This window comes from Chryseobacterium sp. T16E-39 (assembly GCF_002216065.1).
Taxonomy (GTDB): domain Bacteria; phylum Bacteroidota; class Bacteroidia; order Flavobacteriales; family Weeksellaceae; genus Chryseobacterium.
In genome coordinates, this window is sequence record NZ_CP022282.1 from 3760313 (window position 1) to 3779009 (window position 18697).

16 protein-coding genes are annotated in these 18697 nt (G+C 33.8%); 9 read left to right on the top strand and 7 right to left on the bottom strand.

Annotated elements, in window-relative coordinates; translation table 11 throughout:
- Positions 1 to 3 precede the first annotated feature (3 nt).
- Positions 4 to 963, top strand: coding sequence for a methylenetetrahydrofolate reductase [NAD(P)H] (metF, locus tag CEY12_RS17070; protein WP_089028830.1), 960 nt, complete (start codon positions 4 to 6; stop codon positions 961 to 963).
- 55 nt (positions 964 to 1018) lie between these two features.
- Here metF and CEY12_RS17075 read toward each other — a convergent pair whose 3' ends face one another.
- Positions 1019 to 2173: a hypothetical protein gene (locus CEY12_RS17075; protein ID WP_089028831.1), complete on the bottom strand. Its 1155-nt coding sequence runs from the start codon at positions 2171 to 2173 to the stop codon at positions 1019 to 1021.
- Positions 2174 to 2270: 97 nt separating this feature from the next.
- Here CEY12_RS17075 and folE point away from each other — a divergent pair, with 97 nt between their 5' ends.
- The 8 genes from folE (at position 2271) to CEY12_RS17115 (ending at position 11533) form a co-directional block, all read left to right on the top strand.
- Positions 2271 to 2936, top strand: a complete 666-nt coding sequence (gene folE / locus CEY12_RS17080) for a GTP cyclohydrolase I FolE (protein WP_089028832.1) — start codon at positions 2271 to 2273, stop codon at positions 2934 to 2936.
- Positions 2937 to 2941: 5 nt separating this feature from the next.
- Positions 2942 to 3373 (top strand): DinB family protein, encoded by a 432-nt coding sequence (locus tag CEY12_RS17085; RefSeq protein ID WP_089028833.1) that lies wholly within the window; start codon positions 2942 to 2944, stop codon positions 3371 to 3373.
- A 119-nt stretch (positions 3374 to 3492) separates the two neighbouring features.
- Complete coding sequence (cysS, locus tag CEY12_RS17090) at positions 3493 to 4959, top strand: cysteine--tRNA ligase (RefSeq protein ID WP_089028834.1); 1467 nt, start codon at positions 3493 to 3495, stop codon at positions 4957 to 4959.
- A gap of 276 nt (positions 4960 to 5235) precedes the next feature.
- Positions 5236 to 6402 (top strand): T9SS type A sorting domain-containing protein, encoded by a 1167-nt coding sequence (locus CEY12_RS17095; protein ID WP_089028835.1) that lies wholly within the window; start codon positions 5236 to 5238, stop codon positions 6400 to 6402.
- Positions 6403 to 6527: 125 nt separating this feature from the next.
- Positions 6528 to 9179, top strand: a complete 2652-nt coding sequence (locus CEY12_RS17100) for a 4-alpha-glucanotransferase (protein WP_089029910.1) — start codon at positions 6528 to 6530, stop codon at positions 9177 to 9179.
- Between the two features lie 141 nt (positions 9180 to 9320).
- A complete protein-coding gene (locus CEY12_RS17105) occupies positions 9321 to 10274 on the top strand; it encodes a hypothetical protein (RefSeq protein ID WP_089028836.1) in 954 nt (317 codons plus the stop codon).
- Positions 10275 to 10450: 176 nt separating this feature from the next.
- On the top strand, positions 10451 to 10897 hold the full coding sequence (locus CEY12_RS17110) for a hypothetical protein (protein WP_089028837.1): 447 nt from the start codon (positions 10451 to 10453) through the stop codon (positions 10895 to 10897).
- 126 nt (positions 10898 to 11023) lie between these two features.
- Positions 11024 to 11533 carry a ferritin gene (locus CEY12_RS17115; RefSeq protein WP_089028838.1) on the top strand — a complete coding sequence of 170 codons (510 nt, stop codon included), beginning with the start codon at positions 11024 to 11026 and terminating at the stop codon, positions 11531 to 11533.
- A 69-nt stretch (positions 11534 to 11602) separates the two neighbouring features.
- Here the strand turns inward: CEY12_RS17115 and CEY12_RS17120 are convergent, their stop codons facing one another.
- The 6 genes from CEY12_RS17120 to CEY12_RS17145 form a co-directional block, all read right to left on the bottom strand.
- Positions 11603 to 12070: a hypothetical protein gene (locus tag CEY12_RS17120; RefSeq protein ID WP_089028839.1), complete on the bottom strand. Its 468-nt coding sequence runs from the start codon at positions 12068 to 12070 to the stop codon at positions 11603 to 11605.
- 105 nt (positions 12071 to 12175) lie between these two features.
- Entirely contained in the window at positions 12176 to 12709 is a 534-nt protein-coding gene (locus CEY12_RS17125; protein ID WP_089028840.1) for a hypothetical protein, read from the bottom strand.
- A 2-nt stretch (positions 12710 to 12711) separates the two neighbouring features.
- Positions 12712 to 13323, bottom strand: coding sequence for a hypothetical protein (locus CEY12_RS17130; RefSeq protein ID WP_089028841.1), 612 nt, complete (start codon positions 13321 to 13323; stop codon positions 12712 to 12714).
- Between the two features lie 5 nt (positions 13324 to 13328).
- The gene (locus CEY12_RS17135; protein WP_228409721.1) at positions 13329 to 17429 is read right to left on the bottom strand and encodes a PAAR-like protein; all 4101 of its coding nucleotides are present in this window, start codon (positions 17427 to 17429) and stop codon (positions 13329 to 13331) included.
- Positions 17430 to 17433: 4 nt separating this feature from the next.
- On the bottom strand, positions 17434 to 18237 hold the full coding sequence (locus CEY12_RS17140) for a hypothetical protein (RefSeq protein ID WP_089028842.1): 804 nt from the start codon (positions 18235 to 18237) through the stop codon (positions 17434 to 17436).
- Positions 18238 to 18240: 3 nt separating this feature from the next.
- Positions 18241 to 18696, bottom strand: coding sequence for a hypothetical protein (locus CEY12_RS17145; RefSeq protein ID WP_089028843.1), 456 nt, complete (start codon positions 18694 to 18696; stop codon positions 18241 to 18243).
- Position 18697 lies beyond the last annotated feature (1 nt).

An 18697-nucleotide genomic window follows, 5' to 3' on the forward strand; every position in this document is an offset into this window, starting at 1 on the left:
AACATGAAGATTACAGAACATATAAAAAATGCAAATGGAAAAACTTTATTCTCTTTAGAAGTTGTTCCGCCACAAAAGGGAATTGGTATTGAAGACCTTTATAGGAATATTGATCCCTTAATGGAATTTAAACCTCCTTTTATCGATGTGACGACCTCGAGAGAAGAATATATTTATCTCGATAAAGGAAATGGGTTGGTGGAGCGTAAGATTACAAGAATGCGTCCGGGGACTTTGGGGATATGTTCTGCAATTCAGCACAAATATAATGTAGATACTGTCCCGCACCTATTATGCGGAGGTTTTACCAAAGAGGAAACAGAGTACCTTTTAGTAGACTGTATGTATCTGGGAATTGAAAATATTATGGCGCTCCGCGGAGACGCAATGAAAGGGCATCAGTATTTTGAAGCAACACCTGGTGGGCACGAAAGTGCTATGGATCTCGTGTATCAGATCAATGACCTGGGACGTGGCAAATATCTTCATGACGAAGACCAGATATCTGATGAGCTAAATAAATTCTGCATTGGTGTTGCCGGATATCCCGAAAAACATATTGAAGCTCCATCTATGAATTATGACCTGAAATGGCTAAAACAAAAAGTAGATGCAGGTGCCGATTATATTGTAACGCAGATGTTTTTTGATAATAAAAAATTTATTGAATTTGTTCAAAAAGCAAGAGAAATGGGAATTACGGTTCCGATTATTCCTGGAATTAAGCCAATCGCTACGAAGAGACATTTAAAACTGTTACCACAGGTATTTAAAATAGATCTGCCTGAAGATTTAATCAATGAAGTTGAAAGTGCCAGGAACAATGAAGCGGTAAAGCAAATTGGTGTTGAATGGGCGATCAATCAGTGCAGAGAGCTTTTGGATTTTGGAGTGCCGGTTTTACACTTTTATTCTATGGGTAAAAGTGATAATATAAAGAAAGTTGCGGGAGAATTATTCTAATGAAGAGGTGTAAATGAAAGGGGATCCCTGTTGTTTGATCAGCAGGGATTTTTATTTATAGTTCAGGATGTCTTTTAAATGTTTTATTTCTGTCAAACAGATATCGATAGGTCACCAGTTTTCTGGTTACGGTGGTATCAAGGGCTTCGGCAATTTTTATCATCTTGGGATTAAAGTCTCCGATCCATTGAAGTTCAGTTACTTTGAAATCTGTATGTATTCTCAAATGCTGGGTCCCTTCCCAGATCATGTATCCATCAATCCCTTTTCGCTGCCATTCGGGGATGACTCCAAAAACCAAACCTACCATTTTTTCATTCTTCCTGAATTTTTTATACCAGAGAAATTTTAATTTTTCAATGCAGCCAAATTTTCCGTTGAGGTATTTGATCCATTGATTTACATCCGGAATATTCATCCACATAGCAATAGGCCTTTCGTTTTCATACACAAACCATGATATGTGTTCATTAATAATGGGTTTCATGGTTTTAAACATTTTCAAAACCTTGGCTTTTTCAAGTTTTTTCCCTTCTCCATGTGTTGTCCAGGCACTATTGTATACTTCTGTAAAATCTCCTGCAAACTTTTCAAGATTATTTTTCTTCATGGGTTGGGCAGAAATTGCCGGGTTTCTTTTATGCTTTTCATGCATTACTTTAAATACCCGGGAAACTTCGGCGAAGATTGGTCTGGAAAAGCAAAGCTGTTCAAAATATAATTGAAAGCCATAATTTTCAAAGAGCTCCTTGTAATAAGGATAATTATAATTCATTCCGAAGAGTGGAGGTGAGAATCCTTCAGTAAGAAGACCCCAGAATTTATCCCGTTCACCAAAATTTATGGGTCCGTCCATTGCTTCAATTCCTCTTTCCTGAAGCCAGTTTTTACAATAATCAAAAATAAAGTTCGCGGTTTCCTGATCATTAATGCAGTCAAAGAAACCTATTCCACCCGTTGGCTGGTCTTGTTTATAAAGGGTATTAATAAAAACAGCAATCTTTCCGAGGGTTGAATTTTCCTTATTTTTAAATAAAAACCTTTTGCATTCGCCGGTTTTAAAAAATCTGTTTTTATTAGGATCAAAGATCTCTTCGATGTCTTTGTCTAAAGGTCTGATATAATTTTTATCTTGTTGATAGAGTTCGGCTGGAAATTGTAAAAATTCTTTTTTCTGATCTTCATTCTGTACTTCTTCAACAATAATCATAAATTTTATAAAAATAGAGGGTGAAAGATAATGTTTTTGGATTCAATTGAAATCAATGAATCAATTTTATCCGTATTTTTGTTGCAAATTATAAAAAATGGTTGATTTTACTGATAACGACGATGATATTTTCACTGGAAAAGAACATACGCCTATAAGGGAAGATGCTTTTGATAAATCGCCACAGGAAAAAATAGAAAAAATTACTCAGCTTTTTGGAGAGATCATGGAAACTTTAGGAATGGATATGACCGATGATTCTTTAAAAGATTCTCCAAGGCGTGTTGCAAAAATGTATGTGAATGAAATTTTCGGAGGCTTACTTCCAGAAAATAAACCGGGGATCTCTACCTTTTCCAATAAATATAAATACCGACAAATGTTGGTAGAAAAGGACATCACAGTATATTCATTTTGTGAACACCACTTTTTGCCGATCATCGGAAGAGCTCATGTTGCTTACATTTCAAATGGTGAGGTAATTGGTCTTTCAAAAATTAACAGAATTGTGGATTATTATGCAAAGAGACCACAGGTTCAGGAAAGATTGACCATGCAGATTGTAAATGCATTGAAAGAAGCTTTGGGAACAAAAGATGTAGCCTGTATCATTGATGCAAAGCACCTTTGTGTAAATTGCAGAGGAATTAAGGATACAGCGAGTTCAACAATTACTGCAGAATTGAGTGGGATATTCAGAACCAATCCTATTACAAGACAGGAATTCCTGCATTATGTGGGAAGTCATACAACCCTGGATTAATTAAAATGGATTACCAGGTTCTGAAAAATACGGTTGAGACTGAGCTTGAGAGGTTCAAAACGATCCCTGAAGAAGAATGGAGTGATAAATTTTCAGAAGAAAAGTGGTCTAAAAAGGAAATTTTAGGTCATCTTTGTGACAGTGCATTGACGAATATCAGAAGGTTTGTGGTCACTCAATATAAAGAAAATGAAAATATTGTTTACGATCAGAATTTCTGGGTAAGAGCGCAGAACTATCAAAATAGTCCGACCTCTGATGTTATTCATTTATGGAAATATCTCAATCTTCAGATTGTCAATATTGTTGAAAATATGCCGGATGAGGTTTTGCAGAATAGCTGTGATACTACGAAAACAGAGCGAAGAATTTATACATTAGAGTATCTGATTCAGGATTATATGGATCATTTACAGCATCACTTAAAAACAATTTAATAATGATAAAATTTAAAAAGGTTTCGGATAAAATTTTTGTTACAACGATTATTTGTTGCGAAAGAATTTATTTATCTAATTTTTAAATCTTTACTCATTAAATCTTTAATCTTATAATAATGCAATTAAAAATATATAATTCGCTAACAGCTGAAAAAGAAATATTTAAACCTATTTTAGAGGGAAACATCGGGATGTATGTGTGTGGACCTACCGTTTACAGTAATGTACATTTGGGAAATGTTAGAACTTTTCTTTCCTTCGACTTTATTTATCGTACTTTAACCCATTTAGGATATAAAGTAAGATATGTAAGGAATATTACAGATGCAGGTCACCTTACAGATGATGGAAATGTGGATAACGACCGATTTGTAAAACAAACCCGTCTTGAAAAATTAGAACCTATGGAAATCGTACAGAAGTATACGGTCGATTTTCATAAAGTGTTAGATATGTTTAATTTGTTACCTCCTAATATTGAGCCTACAGCAACAGGACATATTGTAGAGCAAATTGAATTGACACAAAAATTAATCGAAAGAGGATTTGCGTACGAAAGTAATGGCTCTGTGTATTTTGATGTTCTTGAGTACAACAGAAGAGGATTGAATTACGGAGAACTTTCAAAACGTAATATAGAAGAGCTTTTCGCCAATACCCGTGATCTTGACGGACAGGGAGAAAAGAAAAATTCACCGGATTTTGCCCTTTGGAAAAAAGCCTCTCCAGCTCACATTATGAGATGGAATTCACCTTGGGGAGAAGGTTTTCCAGGATGGCATTTAGAATGTACTGCGATGAGTACTAAATATCTCGGTGAAAAATTTGATATTCACGGTGGCGGAATGGACTTGAAATTCCCACACCACGAATGTGAGATCGCACAAGGTAAAGCCTGCAATGATATTGCGCCGGTTAATTACTGGATGCATGCCAATATGTTGACCATGAACGGTCAGCGAATGAGTAAATCAACCGGGAACTATATCTTACCAATGCAGTTGGTTACAGGAGAAAATGATTTCTTTGAAAAACCATTCCATCCTTCAATTGTTCGTTTTTGTTTTCTTCAGGCTCATTACAGAAGTGTTCTTGATATTTCTAATGACGCTATGATTGCAAGTGAAAAGGGTTTCATCAGACTAATGGAAGCGATAAAAGTACTGAACTCTATCGTTGCGGATGATGGAAAAGAATCAGGATTCAGTCTTAAAGAATGGAAAACAAAGGCTTATGATGCTTTAACAGATGATTTTAATTCTCCGGTATTAATCGCTCATTTGTTTGAGGCTGTGAAATATATTTTTGCCATTAATGATGGTAAAGAATCCATTTCAAGTAATGATCTTTCAGATCTAAAAAGCACTTTAAATGCCTTTATCTTTGATGTTCTGGGGTTACAGGCAATTGAGGAAAATAACAATGAGAAACTGGATCAAACTCTACAGGTTTTAATTGAACTGAGAAATCAGGCCCGAAAATCTAAAAACTTTGACCTTTCAGATCAGATCAGGGATAAATTGCTTGCTGAAGGTATTGAGCTAAAAGACGGAAGAGATGGAACTACTTATGTTTTAAATTAGAATATAACAAACGTTTTTAAATAATTATCTCTCGCAGATTTTACAGATTATGCAGATTTTTAAAATAAAATGACCTGCTGGATTTGGAAAATCTGCGAGAGTTTTTTATGCTGATTTGAAGAATGAAAGCTACTTTTTAGGATTAGATTTTAGAAGAAATGATAAATAATAGATTTAAATGTTATTAAATATTTAATTAATGGTATTTTTTGTTATTCAATTTAAAAAATTCATAACTTAGTGATAAGAAATTTATTACGATCTAAATCCATAATTATGAAAAAACTTTTATTCCCTCTAATCTTGCTGTTATTAGCAGCTGAAGCTTCGGCACAGCAGGATTTTTTTGCACTTACCGGAAAAGATACTCCGAGTATTATTTTTAATGACTTTCGGGCTATTGATGTTGTGAATGGTATTTCAGGAGAAGCCTTTCTCAGCTATGATTCTCCTGCAAGAGTCATTTCTCAATCGAGAAACGGCTCTGTTAGTGAGGATAAAAATTCCTACAATCACGCACAGTCTGCAACGATGGCAGCTTTAGCGTTTGATTCGTCGGGAAATAATTTGGTTTATATGCCTATGTTTTCTTCTAATATTTACGTTTTAAATACCAAAACTAAAGAAATTACTTTGGTAGAAAATAATGTAACCAGGGTAACTGCCTGTGATATTAATTCTCACATCACTAGAATGACAACTGGATATGATGGAAATATTTATGCAATGAACAATTCAGGGACCCAATTTTTGCAGATTACAAAAAAGAATAATCAATACTCAGTTATTGATTTGGGAATTGTTAAAGATGATGCTTCTAATGGAAAAAATTCATTTACAACAATTGAAACGGGCTTTGGAGGAGATATGATTGCAGATGCCGATGGTAATTTCTATGTTTTTGCAACTTCGGGGAATGTATTCAAAGTCTTTAAAAAAGAGCTTAAAGCAAAATTTGTAGGTAAAATCAATGGTCTTCCTGAAAATTATTCAGTGAATGGTTCTGCAGTAAATTCAAAAGGAAAAATAGTTATTGCCAGCGCAAAAGGAGCTGCGCTATATGAGGTTGATTTACAAACGTTAGCTGCCAATCAGCTTCCCGGAGATTTAAATTTGCATATATATGATCTTGCCAGTAAATATTTTGCGAATGACAGGTCTATGACAGCAAATATGGCTGCTCATCTGGATATCTATCCTACCAAAGTGGATGAACATTTCATTACGGTAGATGGTAATGATCAAAGCCTGAAAGGAAATATTACATTGAATGTTTTTGATATGTCAGGTAAAAATGTAATGAAACATAGCTTATTGGTGAAAGGAGGATCTTTGAATCAAAGAATAAATATGAACAGCTTAGTAAGTGGGGCATATATTGTTAATATTACTGATGCTTCGGGTAAAATATTATTAAACAAGAAGATTATTATAACGAAATAATATTCTGAATTTCTTGCTATTTAAGAACCTTTTCAAAGTGCTTGAAAAGGTTTTTTTAATGAATATTTGATATTCAATAAGTTTTATTTTTCGAGATTATAATGTACTTTTATAAAAAAATAGAGATGAAATTATACTTTAATGTTGGATACATTGCTAATATGGGAGAGGGTTTACAGCTGGTGATCACTGAGGATGGAGCCGTATCCAAACCCCATAGGATGTTTTATACAGAAAATGGCTTATGGAAGTGTGAAGTAGATTATTTTTCAAAATCTATTTCTTATCATTATCAGCTTGTGAATGAAAAAGGTAATCTTCTCAGAAAAGAATTTGTAGCCCATCATCTCCATTTTCCTCACAACTATAAAGAGTTTTTAATATTTGATGAATGGAATAGTAAGAACTTCCCTGAAAACTATCTAAACAATAAGATTCTTTACAATAAGCTAAATCAGTTCGTTGCCGAGAAAATGACTGTTTTAAAAAAACACACCCATTTATTCAGAATTGAAGCTCCTATTTACAATCCGGATTGGAGAATTGTTCTTTTCGGAAACACTGAATCTTTAGGACAATGGGATTATGATAAAGTAGTTCCTTTATCGCAAACGGAATTTGGAGTTTGGGAAGTATCAATTGAAATTCCTGAGAATGAATTTATCGAATATAAATATTGTATTTATGATGAGCGTTTTGGAAAGGTTATAGATGTAGAAACCGGGCACAACAGGTTTTCTGTTCCTAATCTGCAGAAAGATGTATTACAAATTCTTTCGAACCATTATTTTAAATTTAAAGCTTATCAAATGTACCATGATGCAGGAGTGGCTGTTCCTGTATTTTCGTTACGAAGTGAAGGTGGATTTGGAGTAGGAGAGTTTGCCGACATGAAGAAATTAGCGGAATGGGCTAACGAAACCAATCTCGGAATTATTCAGATTCTTCCCATTAATGATACTACAGCAAACTATACCTGGACGGATTCTTATCCTTATGCTGCTGTTTCAGTTTATGCATTACACCCGCAATATATTTCACTGGAAAATCTTGATTTTTCTTTACCGGAGGATTTAGTTGAAGGATATCAGTCGGAGAAAAATGAGCTTAATGCTTTAGAACTGATCGACTACGAAAAAGTAATTGCTGGTAAGTGGAAATATTTAAAAGCTGTTTTCAATTTTGAGAAAGAGAAAATCTATAAGGATCGGAATTTCAAAAAATTTATAAAAGACAATGAAAACTGGCTTATTCCATACAGTGCTTTCTGTGTTCTGAGGGATAAATATAAAACACCCAATTTTAATGATTGGAAAACACATAAAAAATACATTGCAGGAAAAATAGCACCATTTTTCTCTGTGAAGAGCAAGGATTATGATGATGCCATGCTTCATGCATGGGTACAGTATCAACTTCATAAGCAGCTAAAAGATGCTATTGATTACATTCACAGTTTAGGAGTTTCCGTAAAAGGAGATCTGCCTATTGGAATTTACAGATATTCTGTGGAAGCATGGACCGAACCGGAACTCTTTGGGATGGACTTCCAGGCAGGAGCACCACCTGATCAGTTTACGGAATTAGGGCAAAACTGGGAGTTTCCCACCTATAACTGGGAAGCGATGAAGAAGGATGATTATACCTGGTGGAAAAACAGGTTCAAAGCATTGGAGCAATATTTTGATGCAATGAGGATAGACCATATTTTAGGCTTTTTCAGAATATGGAGAATGCCAATTTCTGCCACGCAAGGTATTCTGGGATACTTTTATCCTGCAGTGCCTATTGTTTTGGAGGAGTTTAAAGCACTGAATATTCCTTTTAATTTTGATCGGTATTGTAAGCCTTTTATCAACGATCAGATTTTATGGAAATATTTTGGTGAACAGAGCAATAAAGCTTTAGAGTTCATCAATAAAAAAGCAGATGGAACCTATTCGTTTAAGGAAGAATTCGATACCCAAAGAAAACTCTCAGAGTACTTTCGTAAGAAACCTCAGGGTTCTATTGAGGATAAGCTCATTTCGCTTTGCGCGAACGTTTTATTTCTAACGGAAGAAAAAAATGGACAGAAAGTGTACCACCCAAGGTTTAATGTTTATAATACCGATTCTTATCAGTTTTTATCTGAGTGGGAAAAAAACTCGATCTATGATTTGTACCATGATTATTTTTTCAGGAGACAGGATCGTCTGTGGTCTGAAAAAGCAATGGAAAAACTTCCCGTAATTCTTAATGCAACAAAAATGTTGATTTGTGGTGAAGATTTAGGAATGGTTCCAGGCTGTGTTCCTGTAGTAATGGATGAATTAGGTATTGTAGCACTGAAAGTTCAGCGTATGCCATCTGAGAATATTCCGTTCTATAATCCAAAAACGGCAAACTATATGACTGTGGTTACAGCTTCTTCACATGACAGTTCCACTTTAAGACAATGGTGGAAAGAAGATAAAGAGCTCACCCAAAAGTATTACAACAGACAATTGATACAATATGGAAAAGCTCCGGATGAGCTAGAGCCTCACCTGGCTGAGATTATTATGAAGCAGCATTTATATAACGATTCGATGTTAGCTGTTTTTCCGCTGCAGGAATATTTCGCTACAGATGAAGAGCTTTTAAATCCAAAAATGGATAATGAGAGGATTAATGATCCTGCCGTTTTCCCACATTATTGGCGTTATAGAATGCATTTGAATCTGGAAAGTTTAATTGAGAAAGAGTCTTTCAATGAAAAAATCAGTCATTGGGTGAAAGATAGTGGTAGGAAATGATATTTAACATTTGATTATCAATTAATTAATAATATTTTAAAAGAAGTTTGATCTAAAGATTTAACTTCTTTTTTTTATTTATATCAAAGAGATAGAACAGAGATATTCTACTATATACTAACCAATTAACGCTATATAAAGATGAAAAATATACTTTTAGGATTTGCACTGGGTTTGGCGACTTTGTCGTTTGCTCAGCAATATCCGAATAATGGATGGGGAGACGACGGATACCAGAACAATAATGGATACTACAGTGATCAGGATGATCAGAATTTTCCAGATGACTATTACTATAACTATCCTCAGGATTATTATCCGAATGACTATTACCAAAGTTATTATAATGACTATAGAAACAGTGTTTCCAGCGTCAACTGGAATGTTTTCTTTGCGCAAAACAGATTAAATCGCTGGCAGATTGATCAGATTTTATATTTGAACAACCTGTATTCAAGTTTTTCAAGCTGGAATAATTTCTATAGATATAACCCGGATAGATGGTATTATGACAGATTTTATGCAATGCAAAGGATTTTAGGACCACGAGTATTTATAACTTTTCAAAATAATTATTATCATGGTTCCAGCCCAATCGTGTATTTCCAGAACTACAGAAGAAGCTATTATGCTCCAAGATACACTGTGTTGCCGCGTTACAGAAACATAAATATCAATATTTACAGAGTAGATAGAGCGAAATTCCGACGTATGGATAATCCAACGTTTAGAGTGATATCGAGTAGAAGTAATTCAGGTTTCAGAAATAATAACAACGGAAACCAAGGTAATAGTGGATTCAGAAACGATGGTGGATTCAGAAATTCGGATAATAATGGCGTAAGAAATAATGGCGGGTTTAGAAGTGATAATAATGGAAACAGAGAAAGACCAAATAATAGTGGATTCCGGACTAACAGAAACCAGGATGCAGTAGGAGATAATGCTCCAAGAAGAGAAAATAATAATGGATTCCGAAATGGAAGCGGAGATGGCTTTAGACAGCAAAGGACTGAAAACTCTGCTCCAAGACAGCAGAATAAGGGAAATGACAATAGAAATTCAGGATTCAGGCAGAAATTAGCAAATAATTAATTTTCATATATTATATTTAAGTGGTGTGAAGGGCAGGTTTTTATAACCTGCTCTTTTTTTTATTTATTTTACGTTTTTAATATTAAAAATTAACATTTTTTATGAATATCACCATTTAACTTCCTTTTTTATTAGTTATCAAAAAGATGTATAACAATTAATTAAAGATATAAAAAATGAAAAAATTAATTTTGGCAATTGCTTTCATCGGAATGGGAAGCTTTGCAATGGCTCAACAGACAACTCCTCAGGATAAGCAGGCAAGAAAAGCAGAGATGCAACAAAAAATGCAGCAAAAAGCACAAGATCGTTTGGCAGAAATGCAGAAAGATTTGAATTTGAATCAATCTCAGGTTGCTCAAATCAAAGATCTTCAGGCTAAAAGAAAAGCGGAAATGATGGCCGAGTTTGAAAAGAACAAAGGTGACAGACAGGCTAAGATGGAGCAAATGAAAGCTAAAAGAGCGCAAATGGATGCTGATATGAAAAAGATACTAACTCCTGAACAGTATGATAAATGGCAGGCCGACAGAAAAGCAAAAATGGAGAAAAGAAAAGCTGAAATGACGGATAAGAAAATGATGACAAAGCCGATGCCAGCGGCGGAAGCCAATACAAACTAATAGTTTATAATTATGTTTTTTTAATGTATTGAGGGCGGGAGTAATTCCGTCCTTTTTGTATTAATTTTCATTAATTTTTTTGAAATCGGGCTTTAATTCCGTAATTTTGGATATAATCTTTTTATTATGGTAAGCGAAAAAATTGCAAAATTAATCAATGAACAAATAGCCCACGAACAATATGCTGCACAATATTACCTTTCAATGTCTGCTTGGTTTTCAAGTAAAGACCTTGATGGTATTGCTAATTATTTCAGGGTTCAAAGCAAAGAAGAACTTATGCATGCTGATAAAATGTTTGATTATTTAAATGATGTAGGAGGAGAAATTATTATCGGAGAAATTCCAAAACCACCTCATGAGTTTGATAATGCAACAGATATTTTTGAAAAGGCATTGGCACATGAAAAAATAGTAACTAAGAGTATCTTTAATATCGTAAAGAATGCTAATGATGAAGGAGACTTTGCTACAACTTCTTTTTTACAATGGTTCATTAACGAACAGGTAGAAGAGGAGGCAAGTGCATCTCAACTGGTTACAAAAATCAAAATGGTATGTGATAACCCTTCAGCGTTATATTTATTCGATCAGGAACTGGCTCAAAGAGTTTTTGTTCCTGCAGCCGGAGCATAAGGTTTAAACCAATGAATAAAAAAGGAGTGAATTTTTAAAATTCACTCCTTTTATTTTTTTATTGATTACTTACTTTGATACTTTCAGAAAGATCTGCTGAACGTTTTCATTAATATCAATCGTAGGGAATTTTTTATCATAATCGATAACAATATCACCTTTATCCTCAACTCCATTTCCATTGGAATCCCAGCTTATTGTGACATAGTATTTTAAAGGATCTCCTTTTTTTACTTCCGGTTTAATAAGACTTTCAGGATTGTTTGGAACAGGCAGATCAATTGTAAAAGGGATTTTCTCCTGGGTATATTCCTTTTCAGTGATCAGGCTGGCAGGAACATCTGCCATATTGGACTGAAGCCCATACAAACTCACTTTAAGCTTCGCATTTTTTGGAATTACATTGTCTGTACCTGTAAATTCGATCTTCACATTTTTTTCATTAGAAGCTTTATCTGCTATTGCTTCTTTTTTTGGAGCATTGCAACTTACCAGCAATAGAGCTCCCAAACTCATAAAGGTTATAAATTGTTTCATCTTAAATTTGTTTTAGAAACTAAATGTAAGAAAAAAATATTAAGTAGGGATTTATTCTGTTAGGTAATTCATAGCTTAATTTGTTGAAAAGATCTTTGTTTGCGTTTAATTACATTTCACTAGGGGAGCTACTTTTTTAGTGTGATCGAATGGATTTTCAACAAAGCTTCTTTGTTTACTTTTTTCATTATAAAATCCTATCCAATCAATTTCCACATTATTTTCATCAACTCCTTTTACTTCTGCAATTATCTCTTTTCTTGAAAAATTGACCCAAGCTAGATCAGCATTTCCTTTAGTAACACCTGTTAGTCCATCAAATCTGATTTGGAAACTATCATTATTTTTCGTAATACTTAAATTTACTCTGGCAAGTAAACCACTTTTTGTATGAAAGTCAATACTTGCTGAAGTTTCATCATAAAACTCAATGCTTGAGTCTTTGTCATCACATTGAGATTTCCATATGCCTTTAATATCTGAAAATGCTTTTTTATTTGAATCATATTCAGTAAGATTTGGGTTTGCAGGACTTAAGTTATTTTGTTTTGTTTCCTTACTTTTATTTTGGGTCGTTTGGCTACAAGACAAGCTAGAAATACCAATTAAAAGAAGGGAAACTATTATTCTTATTTTCATAATTATATTAAAAGATTTAAAAATATTTTTAATGTACGATCATCTTTCCATTCAATCCAAAATAATTGATTGTTTTGAGTTATATTTTTTACCTGTATCCAGTTTCTATCTACTTTAATGATACTAACCTCATCATCAGCAGTCCAATTTTCAATATTTATCACTTTACCTCCTATAGATGTTCGCGGGGGATTCGTATCTAAATTTTTACTTGTTATGCTCGTAACTTGATTAAGTAAAAAATCTTTCCAAGTATAATACATAATATCTTTAGAAGACTTTATATAAGCAAAGTGGTTTTTTGAAATAATTATTTTATAGAAATCAGATCCTTTTTCAATACAAGGGAAGAATAAAATACCATAATCAGGTTTATTTAGGAGTGGAATTAGATTGTTACCAATTTGTGCATCTTTTATTTCAATTTTTAAAAGATTTTTATCAGAATATAAGGTTATTTTTTCATTTGTTTTTAAAAATTGAACTAATCCATTTCCTAAATTCTGGATCAGAACATCATTTTGATATTCTAATTTATTTTTATTCTGACATATAAAACTATTACAGATTAATAAAAATATTAATGTTATTCGATGTGCTAAAAATCTACTCATATTTGTTATCTTAAACCTAAATGAAAATGATCTTGGTGTACTGAAGTTGCTTTACCTGTTGTATGTTTTATATCTTTTTTGTATGCATAATTTTTGTTAAAGCCCCATTTAACCCCTACAGAAAGTATGTTTTCCAATGCTTCAATAAACTTTTCTTCACTTGGATATGCTTTCTTAGCATCACTCCAAAGGGTTTGTCCTGCATTACTACTTCCAGGATATCTAATATCTATATCATTTCCTGATATATTGTGTCCGGAATGGCCAATATTTCGTCCGTCATTAGCTGAGATATCATTGAAATATAAACTGTCTGTGTAATTATTTTTTGGTAATGAATAAAAGAACCCTAATAAGGCTGCACAAACTTTTTCATCTACCCAATTATCCCCACCAGAATCTCTTGTTCCAAATCGACCCCAGTTCGGTCCGGTTTCAGGAAAAGGCAATAACCCATGTTCATTTTTTTCTAATGTGATGGTTTTAATTAATTGACCATTTTCATAGATATCGTACTGATATTTTTTAGATGTCTCGTTCTTCATTATTTTTGGATATGTGAATTTGTCAACTTCTATCTTGTATTTGTTGATATCTCCAACTACAATTTTCTCTAATTCACAACAATCATATCCAAATTTTTTCAAAAACCCTTTTTTGATATGTAAATTACTAATTCCTTTAAGCTCTTCTTTCAAACATCTCTCATATTCAGCCAGTGCTCCTTCCATAGTCTGCGTCGGTTGCCCATATCTTCCAGGAGGTAAGCTAGCCCATTCATAGCTTCCATACTTTTCCATTGCCTCCTGAGGTTTATTTGCGACTATTAAATCAAGGAATTTTCTACTTTGTTTATACTTAAAGAGTATAATACAAGTCTCATCTTGTGATTCTTGATTAAAACTTGATATTTGATATTTTTTAATGTAATCATGTGCATCTTCATATACACCTGCTTTTTTGTTCTCTTTAGTTAGTTTTTCACCATTAACCCACCACCAAGTATATCGCATTATCTGGTAAGCCCCTGCTGCAGAAGAAGAATAATTTCCTGCTGTTATAACTTCCTCAGGATGCTTGCTTAAATCAGTAAATTGTTTACCACTATATTGTGTTGTGTATCCTTTTTCTCCCTCTGTACCTTCGCCTTTTCTTAACATCCTCATGAAGGCTCTTACTCTTGCTTCTGCTTCACATATACCATCATCATCGTTTTTACCTGTCGATAATGTCTCTCTTCCCACTTTTACAGCACCCTTATTCTCTACCATATTAGGAAGGGTAGCTGTTGCATACAAAATTGCCATGTCAGAATGATCGAGATACATTGCTTTTTCTTTGGCCTCTTTTCCTTCTCCTTCAGTAACTTTAATAATTGCTGAAATTTTAAAATAGTTTTTAGGCTTGCCTAATTTCGATGGATCTACTTTAAGTATTAATTCACCTTTTTTATTGATTTTACCTTCTTTTTTGTCAAAGAAAATCTCTTTAGCAAATTTATCTTTTACATCTTTCCAATCTTTCCACTGTTTTGGATTCCAGGCTATACTAAAGTACATGTCTGACTTTGTAATAAATTGTACCTCTACATTTTTATCAACCATGTTAATGGCGTAAATTTTAAAATATAGAGGAGTAGCTATTGGTGAATTATAACGCTTTTCCGTATCTGAAGCATCACAAAAATAAGCATCTACAATTTTAGGGACATCAGAAACAATAAGTGAAGAAGCAAGGGCCTTGTCGGAATTTTGAATAATAAGGGATGAATTTGTTGATTTCATTTTAAAAAACAATTCACCTTTTTTTGTAACTCCCTTACTCTGTATTTTTTGCTTTATAGAATCATCTAATGTAAAAGGCCAGTATACAGCAGTCGCGGTATCATTTAAAACTCCAGATTTTTCAAAAATTATATTACTGCCGGTGCTGTCATTATCATAAACTTCCAGTTTTACATCCTCACCTTGGAGTCCTTCATATCTTACATATGCCGAGATTTCCTGTCCATAACCGGCTTCTTTTATAATATTTCCACTGCTTCCATCATTATCCATCCATTTTGCTGTTTCTACAGTTATTTTAGGCTGTATTACATCAATTGATAATGGTTTTTCACAGTTTCTGCCACCCATACTGCAATTAATAGTATATTTTCCAGGTGCTGAAAATTTATAAGACAGTTTTTCACCTGTCCCGGTTGCTGTAATTGGACCGGTTATTTTCCATACTATGGCTCCATCTTTGGCAGCATCATAATCTTTAATAAGCATTTTACTTATTTCGAAGACAATATTGACACCTACTTTAGGCTTCTTATCATATTTTATTTCAGTGACTATATTGTTTTTTACTTCAAAGCGCCAGTCATCTTCTTCATCTTTAGCTCCTTTTCCTGTTGCGTTTGCAACTTTGCTGTACGCCTCTACAACATATTTTCCTGGAGCCATAAGCTGGTTCCCAGGTATTGTAATGCTTTTTCCTGTTCCCTGTAACACACCATTTAGATTCCATTTAACCTCAGAAGATTCATCGGAGGTCAGATCATAAACAGGATTATTTGTTCCAAAATTATATTTCATTTTAGAAACACTGAAGGACATGGCTGTTCCAGGTCTTACTACCTCAGCTCCATGGCTTATTCCAATTACAGCATTGCCTTCAGTTTCTCCGGACATTTGTTTTTCTATAACTTCTCCATTGTCATTCGTATATTTGGCAACAATGGTATACTTAGCTTTAGTATTCTGAGGAGTAAAAGTTAATATATCTCCGTTTTGGACCCCATCGGTTACAATATTTCCATCACCATCCAACAGAGATAGGGTTAATCTGGATTTTTCTTCTTCTGTAAGATCAGGAATAAAAAACTTTGCTTTAAAAACGGAAGGGACTCCACGTCTGAATTTTCTATTTTTAGAAGGATCAATACGTGTTGAAAAATCACCTGAGGTACATTCAATGTCAAGAAGAGTATTTTCGATAACCTCAATATCGATAGAACATGAAGGGTCACATTTATCATATTTTCCTTTTTCAAATTCAGGACTTTTAGGTTTGCCATATCCTTCTACTCTAAACTTTCCTAGATCAGCAAAACTTTGTGAAAATTCAGTGCCAATTTGTTCCTTTAGGAAGAGTCTATTGTCTTTTTTACCCTGATGGTCACTATATACCATCCATGAGGTAAGCTGTTTATTACCACTTTTTAGATTGGCTTTAAAATCAGCTTCTTCATTTTTACGGAGATAAATAATCTCTTTTTTCTTAGAATCTACTTCTTTAAAGTCTTTTCTATCTTCAATTTTTGTCAGAGAAATAGAGGTGACAACGGGATATTCTTCTTTTTTCTTCGGTTGTGCTATTGCCGGATTTACCATCGCAAGCTCTACCGGATTGGTATTATCAGCATGGGCATTGCTTACAGAATCTATCTGTCCATGTTTATCTATCGTTATTTTTCCGCCCACCATACATTGCAATTCTGAAATTTCGGTGAGTGTATTTTTCCCCATAACCTGCGTGCTGTCATACGTTTTACTCCATTTAGGGGCTGCGGCTAAGGCACACGGGAGATTACCTGCTGCTGATGGTTTTAATGTACACTTTCCAAAAGTTGCAACTGGTGGATTAAATGTTTTATCTTCTTCTGTAGCAGCTAATTTGGTGCTGTCATCGTTGAGGACAATGATTTTATGTGTGGTAACCTGTAGATCTGCTGTCTGCTTTGGATTTTCTGCTTTATCACAAACGCATTTTGCATTATGTACCACAAAATATTTTCCGTCATGATCACTTTTGGAAGCTTTTTCCTCTTTCTTTTCCTCTTCTTCCTTCTTTTTTTCCTCACCCTGTTTTTGTTCGGCACTTTTTTGTTCTTCCGAAGGATCGGGTGGTGGAGTTTCACCATTCATCTTATAAATCTCCTCCTGTGATGGAGTTAAGAGATTGAATCCGGCATAAGGAACATTGGGAACCTTTTGATCGGGACCCGCATTTTGATTGTGGTAGTTTTTGAGCTCAGTCCAGTCTTTTATACCCAATTTTTTGGCTATATCCTGTAACGTTTCACCGCTCTGGACAGTATATGGGATGGGTGCTGACATATTGTTATTTTGTTTGTATGGTTATGGTGTGTTGATAGAAAAATTTATCTTCTACTTCGATGCAGACATCTGTTTCAGATTTTTCTATCCGTCCTGTTGTCCCTGTATAATTGATGTTATGCTTAAAATCTGCATATAATGGAAGATTGTCTTCCTCAAAATCAACGGCATATTCATGTTTATGGATGTATCTTATCACGTCATCCATAATTTCCTGTGCATTATCTATTTTGGGTTCAAAAAACAAGATATTCTTCTCTTTTTGATATTGTGGTTGGCCTTTCCATTGGGAGGTTCCGATCGGAAGTACTTTCCACGATGTTTCATATTGTTTTTTATTGCTGAACTTTTGCATACCTGCCTCTATGATTTTCATAAAGTGAAGCTCTTTGATGAACTGTATGAGTCCATTCTTAGTTTCTGTAGCATTAAAAAAATGAGTGCGGATATGATCTATACCTTCTCCGCTGTAAATGGAATATATTTTAGAATCAGCTTCTTTTATACGTTTCTGTATTTCCTTTGTATTTTCTATGACAAGTTTGTATTGATCTATTTTGCAGTGAATAGGAAATAATGCGTCCATGTAAGTATTTGATATTTCAAGGAACTTGGTATCAATTTTCTTATCATTTATTTTAAGGTTCGTTCTGTTGATGGATACATCATAATCGTCATTTTCTCCAGTTTCTATATACAATGTATAAGAGAGTAATGCTTCATATTCTTCTTTACCAATTTTCACAGTGCATTTATCCTGTAAAAAATAGGTTGAGGTAGGAAGATATTTTGAGGCAGACGTCATCATGATTTAATTTTTCTTTTCGATTAGATTATCTTTAGTTGAATCCATGATGTATTCATGAGTATCGTAGTTTTTATAGATAATAATTTTCCTCATATTTTGATTCTTACCCAAAATGGAACTGTTAATATGTTCTGCGATTGTACGTATCGAATCATTTGGGATATTATTATTTTTAGGTAAATCAATAGACAAAGCATATTCGAAAGGAACCTTACTGTAATTTTCTTCATATAAAGTATCAGTACCCTTCTTGGTATAATTATGATAGAATCGTGTTACTTTAGTATTAGTATTGTACTTTTTTTCCAATTGTTTAAAATATACCTGTTCCTGAGATGATAATACCGGCTGCTCAGTTTTCTGACTGGGCTGCATGAGCCAGTAAAATGGATTAAAAATAAATGCCAGTATGATTATCAGTATTATTCCAGCAATAATTATTAGGGCTGATCTTTTCATA